Here is a 7,932-nt window from a genome sequence, read left to right on the forward strand (position 1 = left end):
ATGATCATCTTATGATCTAAAAAGATGAATATGTTTTAAATTTTAAAATAATAAGATGTTACCGTAAACAGAATAAACATCTAACAATAAACAAATTATAGATAATTATAAATTAATTTTACAATTTTTAGCTTATTAAATTGTTTTGTGGTTAACATTTTTATCTATTTCATTTTTTCTGACTGACAGCAATTTTCCTCCGCTATTTCTAATGTTAATCTAACAGCCGATTTTTTCAGTCAATAAGAGATAAAGTCTAAATCAAGTCAAATATTTAGGTATCATATTGACAAAAGGTCATTATTCATACAAATAAGATTTTTATTGGAGGAATGATTCATCAAAATTATTGCAGTAACTTTGTCATAATCCTGCGTTTATATTTTGTTAACAGAGGGGAAAACAGGTGAGTATAGCCATTATGATTGGCACACACGGGGCTGCGGCTGAGCAACTGCTTCGTACCGCAGAGATGTTAATTGGAGAGCAAGAAAATGTTTCTTACATTGACTTCGTTCCTGGTGAAAATGCCGATACCTTATTTGAAAAATACAACAGTAAGCTGGAAACGCTTAATACCGAGCAAGGTGTACTATTTCTTGTCGATACATGGGGAGGAAGTCCATTCAATGCAGCTAGCCGTATCGCTGTAGATAAAGAGAATTATGAGATAATCACCGGAGTTAATGTTCCGATGCTGGTTGAAACCTTTATGTGTCGAGATGATGACCCATCTCTGGCAGAACTGGTTTCTGTTGCTCTGGAAACAGGGAAAGAAGGCATCCGGGCCCTGAAAACAGAAGAACCTCAAAAAGCTGAACCCGCCAAACCTGTAGCATCCGTTGCGGCGCCTTCATTTGCGCCATCAACCGGTGGTCATATGAAAATTGCACTGGCTCGAATTGACGACCGCCTCATTCATGGTCAAGTCGCTACTCGTTGGACAAAAGAAACCAATGTCAAACGGATCATTGTCGTCAGCGATGAAGTTGCTGCCGATACTGTCCGTACCACCTTGCTAAAACAAGTTGCTCCACCGGGGCTCAGCGCTCACGTTGTTGATGTTGCAAAATGTGTTCGCGTTTATAACAACCCGAAATATGCCAATGAACGCGTCATGTTGCTGTTTACAAACCCAACAGATGTTTTGCGTTTAGTCGAAGATGGTGTTGATATCACTTCTGTCAACATCGGTGGAATGGCTTTCCGTCAGGGAAAAACGCAAGTTAACAACGCAATATCCGTTGATGAAACTGATATTGCAGCCTTCAAAAAACTAGATGAACGAGGCATTGAACTTGAAGCCCGTAAGGTTGCCAGCGACAGCCGTTTACAAATGATGGATCTACTCCAGAAGGTTAAAAACGAAAATCAGATCAGAGCAATTTAACTATTACTCAACGACAAAATATTACTCAATGATAAAAATTTCTTACCAAATTTAATTTGGTTACAGGAGACAAACAATGGAAATTACCGTTGTTCAAATTACATTGATATTCATCGTGGCTTGTATAGTCGGAATGGATTCCATTCTTGATGAATTTCAATTCCATCGGCCACTCGTGGCCTGCACCTTAATCGGGATCATTCTCGGTGATATGACAACCGGTATCATTATCGGCGGTACGCTAGAGATGATCGCTCTTGGCTGGATGAATATCGGTGCCGCCATTGCCCCGGATGCGGCCTTAGCATCAATCATCTCCACGATTCTGGTCATCGCTGGTGGTCGTGATATCGGTGAAGGTATTGCTTTGGCCATTCCGTTGGCAGCGGCAGGACAGGTTCTGACTATCATTGTACGTACCATCACCGTCGCCTTCCAGCATGCGGCTGACAACGCAGCAGAACGAGGCAGCCTGCGTGCGATTAGCTTTATCCACCTATCCGCATTACTGCTCCAGGCTATGCGTATCGCCATCCCTGCCCTGATCGTGGCACTATCGGTCGGCACCAACGAAGTCCAGCAGTTACTCGCTTCTATTCCAAAAGTGGTGACAGATGGCTTAAACATCGCTGGGGGTATGATCGTCGTTGTAGGTTATGCAATGGTTATCAACATGATGCGTGCCGGCTACTTAATGCCCTTCTTCTACCTCGGCTTCGTTACAGCGGCATTCACTAACTTTAACCTGGTCGCATTAGGCATTATTGGTATTGTTATGGCCGTGCTGTACATCCAGCTAAGCCCGAAATATAACAAATCTCAGGTAGTTGCTGCCCCTGGACACACCAATAACGATCTTGATAACGAATTAGATTAAAAGGATGAGCAACATGTTAGATACAACAAAAACGGCTGCTCAAACAGCAGACCAGAAAAAACTGACACCCAGTGACATCCGTGGCGTCTTTCTCCGTTCTAATGTGTTTCAAGGTTCATGGAACTTTGAACGTATGCAAGCCCTGGGCTTCTGTTTCTCAATGGTTCCCGCTCTTCGTCGTTTGTATCCAGAAAATACCGATGAGCGTAAACAGGCACTCAAACGCCACCTTGAATTCTTTAACACTCACCCTTACGTCGTTGCGCCTGTACTGGGTGTTACGATGGCAATGGAAGAACAGCGTGCTAACGGCGCAGCCATTGATGATGGTGCGATCAACGGTATCAAAGTCGGTTTGATGGGGCCATTGGCAGGTGTCGGCGACCCTATTTTCTGGGGGACAGTCCGTCCAGTATTTGCTGCTTTAGGTGCTGGCCTTGCAATGAGTGGCAGCTGGCTTGGGCCTGTCTTATTCTTCTTCTTATTCAACCTGGTACGCCTATTGGTTCTCTATTCAGGTATCTCCTATGGTTATAAGAAAGGGATCAACATCGTTCAAGATATGGGTGGCGGCTTCCTGCAAAAAATGACGGAAGGAGCGTCAATCCTTGGTCTATTTGTCATGGGGGCATTGGTTAATAAATGGACAAAAGTCAATATCCCGTTGGTTGTATCAGAAATTCCTAACCAACAGACAGGTGAAACGACAATAACCACGGTCCAGAATATCCTCGATCAGTTGATGCCAGGTCTGGTGCCACTTTTACTGACATTTGCCTGTATGTGGTTATTACGGAATAAAGTCAATGCCCTGTGGATCATTATTGGCTTCTTTATTTTGGGGATTATTGGCGCCAAATTTGGTTTCCTCGGTCTCTAGAACAACATCATTCGGGGAGGAATGCCTCCCCATATTTTCTTTTTATACCCAATGGATTTCAAGATGCATCGCGACGGCAAGGAAGCGAATCCCCGGGAGCATAGCGAACTATGCGACCGGGGTGAGTGAGCGCAGCCAACAAAGAGGCAACTTGAAAGATAACGGGTATATAACAATACAGGGATAAGGAATGAACCTTAATGATATGGTATTAGTTGGTTTAATCATACTAATGCTAGCTTTTGCTGTTTATGATGAATTCGTGGTTAATTTGCTGAAAGGGAAAACTTACTTACAAATAAAGCTAAAAAGAAAACATAGAATTGATACACTCATCTTTATTATCCTGACACTTATTGTTGTTTATAACAATATCACCACTTATGGCAGCCGTTTAACCACATATTTATTGTTGTTTACCATCCTGGTGACTATTTATATTGCCTATATACGTTCGCCTAAATTATTTTTCAAAAATAACGGTTTCTTCTATGCAAATACCTTTATTTCCTATAATCGGATAAAAACCATGAATTTATCTGAAGATGGAATCCTGGTTATTGGTTTGGAAAACAAGAAATTATATATATCAGTAAGCCAACTTGATGATTTAGAAAGAATTTATAAATTTCTCATCGAAAACAAATAGATAAGAAAAAATAATAAATAAAAAAATAAATAATAAATAATAAACAGTCAGCCTTATGCTGGCTTTTATTTTTCCCATAAAACAGATAATGATAATTATTATCAACATCATACCTTAACCTTAAAAATAATATTATTTTCCCTTTTTGAATTATTGTGCTATCTTTTAAATTGTCATGGGGAGTAGCCTGTTTCAGAGAAACGATTTAGTTAATTTCTCTGAAAAGCCCGTATCAACACGCTCGTTACAAAATAAACGTGGTGCGGGTAACCTTATTACTATCTTAACAGGCATTATTGTTGCTCAAAATAGCAAATACAATAGCCTAATGGGATAGCTATTAACTCGGTTGGCAAGACCATTGCATATAGCGCCATCATTGGTTGGGGGTGGAGTTATATGTATATGGAAATACCCAACCGAGGCTATATTAATGAATATGTACGCAACCCTCATCTTGGCTTTAGCTCTCTCAATGGATGCCTTTGCTGCTGCAATTTGCAAAGGGGCATCACTACATAGACCACATTTTCGTGAAGCAATTCGTACAGGTTTGATATTTGGCTTGATAGAAGCCTCTACCCCATTAATTGGCTGGTCTATAGGGCTTTATGCCAGTCAGTATGTTATGGAGTGGGATCACTGGATTGCTTTCGCTCTGTTATTCATTCTGGGTTGTAGAATGATTACAGAGAGTTTTAAAAAAAATCAGGAAAAAAAGTGTGAATCACCCTGCCGCCATAATTCAATAGTGTTGATAACAACAGCCATTGCCACCAGCCTGGATGCAATGGCTGTTGGTATCGGGCTCGCTTTCCTTCAAGTCAATATCGTACATACCGCAATGGCTATCGGCATGATGACAATGATTATGGCAACATTGGGTATGTTAATCGGCCGTTATATTGGCCCACTGCTCGGCAAACGCGCTGAACTTATTGGCGGGTTGACTCTGATTGCAATTGGCTTCAACATCCTATTTGAGCATCTCGAATTATTTATGTACGCTAAATAACGCCACCAGCCCAAAATATTTATACCCTATGGATTTCAAGATGCATCGCGACGGCAAGGGAGCGAATCCCCGGGAGCATAGATAACTATGTGACCGGGGTGAGTGAGTGCAGCCAACAAAGAGGCAACTTGAAAGATGACGGGTATATACCCGTTATCTTTCCATAGGATATATCTGTCAAACACTATATTTTGGGCTGGAATCTTGATCAATTAAGGCATTGATAGACCCGCAGTATAAAATCAGTTTCACATTCAAACAGCGATCTATCTGCCAATTCTTTTTTCACATCTTCTGTTGCTCGCCAGGCAAATGGCGTCATCTGTAATAAATGATACGCTTGCACGCCATCTAATTTCATTGGATAAGATAACGATTCATCAGTTATCAATTCAAATCCTGCTAACGGTTCTGCTTTCAATGGATGAAGATGAATATTTTGATAAATCAACTCCTTGAGCTGATAAAGATGGCGAGGACCAGGAGTCACTGTCAAAACAATTCCCTGCGGCTTAACCACCCTTGCCAGCTCTTCCGCTTTGCAAGGCGCGTAAATCCTTAATACCCCGGCAAGCGATTTATCGGCAAATGGCAAACGATGACTCGACGCAACACAAAAGCTAACAGCAGGATAGCGCCTAGCGCCATAACGAACCGCGATCTTAGCAACATCTAACCCATAGATTTTAAGATTACGTCTCTTGTTTAACTGCGCTTCAACCGCCGCAGTGTAATAACCTTCACCACATCCTATATCCAGCAAACTCTCTGCTTTTTCTGGCAGATATTTTTCCAGTAATTGCGAAACTCGTTGTTGTAATGGTTGATAATGCCCTGAATCCAAAAATGCTCTTCTTGATTGCATCATCTCTGGGCTATCACCTGGTTCCTTGGACTTTTTATGCTGAACGGGCATCAAATTGACATACCCTTCTTTAGCACAATCAAACTGATGATTATTCTCACAGCGCCATTGCTGTCGAGCGAGCAATAAAGATTGCTGACATAAGGGGCATTGATAAGACATAAGATTCCAAAAATATAAGCGAAAACTAGCCGACACTATAGCATATTCTGATACTTTTCGTCGTAAATCATCCTAATTAATAATTCTATATAAACGATGAATCATTATCTTGAATGAAATTATATTCTATTATTTTCAGTTCCTTCTTTGAAGCGTCTCGCAATATTTCTATGGAATAAATCTATTTATCAGGTATGATTCTTAAATCAAAAGCCAATAAAATATTATTGTTAATAAATCATTTAACTAATAGAAACAACTAATAATTCAGATAATATAATAAACATTTTCATACAATATTTTAATAAATTAAGATCAATTTCACCGAAATTCGATATTATGCCCAATATACCTAATAGATTTCGAGTTGCAGCGCGGCGGCAAGTGAACGAATCCCCAGGAGCATAGATAACTATGTGACTGGGGTGAGTGAAAGCAGCCAACAAAGCAGCAGCTTGAAAGATGAAGGGTATAAAAACTATTTTGATTTTATCCCACAGAAAAGTAACGTTGACGCTTTAGCAGATGATCTGGATAAGGTTCATATGGACTTTGCTGCCGTATTAAAGCAATTCAATAATGAAATCATATTATCTACAGGGATAAGAGACGACATCAGAGATATTAACGCCTCATGAACAACATACAAAGGGAGCTGCTGACCGATTTCTAACCCTAATCGAACAACAACAGAAGCATAGACACGAGATGGAAAAAGTTACCTTAGAGAAAATGGTAAGAAAAAGTATAAGAGGACAAAGTTATGGGTTATTACTCACTTTTATCTCTCTGCTTGTTGCTTTAATCTTAGGTTTAAACGGGCATAATTGGTTAGCAGCAATTATCGGAAGCGGTACTGTAACAACGATTCTAATTATTTATGTTTTAAATAGAAATCCGTAACCATTTATAAAATGAACCGATATAGGTCAGGTAAAAATGTTTTCTTTTATATTATTATAAACTTTTACTCTACCTGATAACTAGGGCTAGTAAAATAGGATCACCATCAGTAAACTATTGGTGGTTATATACCCTATGGATTTCAAGATGCATCGCGACGGCAAGGGAGAGAATTCCCGGGAGCATAGCGAACTATGTGACCGGGGTGAGCGAGTGCAGATAACAAAGAGGTAACTTGAAAGATGACGGGTATATATCATTCTTACTCTATTATTTCATCATTTACTAAAATGTTACTTCATAAAAAATCAATATAATTTCTTATAATAAATTTTTCATTATTGATTTTATCGTTTTCATTAGTAGAATAGTCACGAATATAAAATAAATTGATGACTGAGATATCTTAATATCACTTGAGGAAGCCAAACCCTATCAGGTACGTGATGCCAGAACATTTCTTGAGGCTATAGGAATAACACCATGAATACCATGACGTATAAAGGCTATGCTGCAAAAATTGAATATAGCGATGAAGATCAGTGTTTAATCGGTCATATTGCTAGCATTAGTGATGTAATCGGTTTTCATGCTGATAATGTAACCGAATTACGCACTGCTTTTGAAGAGGCAATAGATGATTATTTGACTTACTGTACTGACCGTGGACGTCCACCTCAACGCCCAGCCAGTGGTAAAATCAGCTTACGAATTCCTCTCCAATTTTAACTAATCCTTAATCTTCCATCATTTTTTCATAATGAGAATGAAACCCAGTTTCCTCAAATATTCTTCTAAATGTAGAAAAATAAAGCTGTGTACTTATTTGCCCATAATCATTAATATTGAAACCATCAGAGTGAGATCCTCTACTAACAAAACGATACAACGCTTTGTATTCAGGTTCTTTTTCACATATCTTATCGATTGCTTTTTTTAAGCTATCTTCTTGATGGATAAAAGTAAAATAATACTCTATACCTGTGCTCATTGAAACTGCTTGATTTTCGCCCAAATGAGGTTCATGGTATCCGTCATGAAAATATTCATTACCGATGAACAAAAAGCCGAACTTGAACACCTCCATCACACTTGCCGTGATAAGCGGGAGTGTGATCGCATCAAAGCGGTCCTGCTGGCCTCTGAGGGCTGGAGTACTGTCAAGATCGCTCAGGCCCTGCGCCTGCATGA

General features: G+C 39.6%; 10 protein-coding genes and 1 pseudogene. 9 read left to right on the plus strand and 2 right to left on the minus strand.

Features of this window, described 5'->3' with window-relative positions:
* Positions 1–406: 406 nt before the first annotated feature.
* From manX to mntP, 5 genes are all read left to right on the plus strand, one after another.
* On the plus strand, positions 407–1,390 hold the full coding sequence (gene manX / locus V2H77_RS01500; protein ID WP_265379349.1) for a PTS mannose transporter subunit IIAB: 984 nt from the start codon (positions 407–409) through the stop codon (positions 1,388–1,390).
* A gap of 76 nt (positions 1,391–1,466) precedes the next feature.
* On the plus strand, positions 1,467–2,267 hold the full coding sequence (locus tag V2H77_RS01505) for a PTS mannose/fructose/sorbose transporter subunit IIC (protein ID WP_088374421.1): 801 nt from the start codon (positions 1,467–1,469) through the stop codon (positions 2,265–2,267).
* Positions 2,268–2,280: 13 nt separating this feature from the next.
* Positions 2,281–3,147, plus strand: coding sequence for a PTS mannose transporter subunit IID (locus tag V2H77_RS01510; protein ID WP_341497382.1), 867 nt, complete (start codon positions 2,281–2,283; stop codon positions 3,145–3,147).
* Positions 3,148–3,337: 190 nt separating this feature from the next.
* Positions 3,338–3,796 carry a DUF986 family protein gene (locus V2H77_RS01515; protein ID WP_341497383.1) on the plus strand — a complete coding sequence of 153 codons (459 nt, stop codon included), beginning with the start codon at positions 3,338–3,340 and terminating at the stop codon, positions 3,794–3,796.
* Positions 3,797–4,229: 433 nt separating this feature from the next.
* A complete protein-coding gene (mntP, locus tag V2H77_RS01520; protein ID WP_341497384.1) occupies positions 4,230–4,811 on the plus strand; it encodes a manganese efflux pump MntP in 582 nt (193 codons plus the stop codon).
* A 208-nt stretch (positions 4,812–5,019) separates the two neighbouring features.
* Here mntP and rlmA read toward each other — a convergent pair whose 3' ends face one another.
* Positions 5,020–5,838, minus strand: a complete 819-nt coding sequence (rlmA, locus tag V2H77_RS01525; RefSeq protein ID WP_341497385.1) for a 23S rRNA (guanine(745)-N(1))-methyltransferase — start codon at positions 5,836–5,838, stop codon at positions 5,020–5,022.
* Positions 5,839–6,263: 425 nt separating this feature from the next.
* Between rlmA and V2H77_RS01530 the strand changes: the two genes are divergently transcribed.
* The 3 genes from V2H77_RS01530 (at position 6,264) to V2H77_RS01540 (ending at position 7,470) form a co-directional block, all read left to right on the plus strand.
* The gene (locus V2H77_RS01530) at positions 6,264–6,476 is read left to right on the plus strand and encodes a hypothetical protein (protein ID WP_341497386.1); all 213 of its coding nucleotides are present in this window, start codon (positions 6,264–6,266) and stop codon (positions 6,474–6,476) included.
* Between the two features lie 70 nt (positions 6,477–6,546).
* Positions 6,547–6,741, plus strand: coding sequence for a hypothetical protein (locus V2H77_RS01535; RefSeq protein ID WP_341497387.1), 195 nt, complete (start codon positions 6,547–6,549; stop codon positions 6,739–6,741).
* Between the two features lie 483 nt (positions 6,742–7,224).
* Positions 7,225–7,470: a type II toxin-antitoxin system HicB family antitoxin gene (locus V2H77_RS01540; RefSeq protein WP_341497388.1), complete on the plus strand. Its 246-nt coding sequence runs from the start codon at positions 7,225–7,227 to the stop codon at positions 7,468–7,470.
* A gap of 7 nt (positions 7,471–7,477) precedes the next feature.
* Here the strand turns inward: V2H77_RS01540 and V2H77_RS01545 are convergent, their stop codons facing one another.
* Positions 7,478–7,732 (minus strand): hypothetical protein, encoded by a 255-nt coding sequence (locus V2H77_RS01545; RefSeq protein WP_341497389.1) that lies wholly within the window; start codon positions 7,730–7,732, stop codon positions 7,478–7,480.
* A 45-nt stretch (positions 7,733–7,777) separates the two neighbouring features.
* On the opposite strand from V2H77_RS01545, the pseudogene V2H77_RS01550 reads away from it, so the two are divergent.
* Positions 7,778–7,932: pseudogene (locus V2H77_RS01550) on the plus strand (IS630 family transposase); the annotation flags it as partial.

Origin of the sequence: Photorhabdus sp. P32 (genome assembly GCF_038085095.1) — a bacterium.
In the GTDB taxonomy this organism is placed as follows: domain Bacteria; phylum Pseudomonadota; class Gammaproteobacteria; order Enterobacterales; family Enterobacteriaceae; genus Photorhabdus; species Photorhabdus luminescens.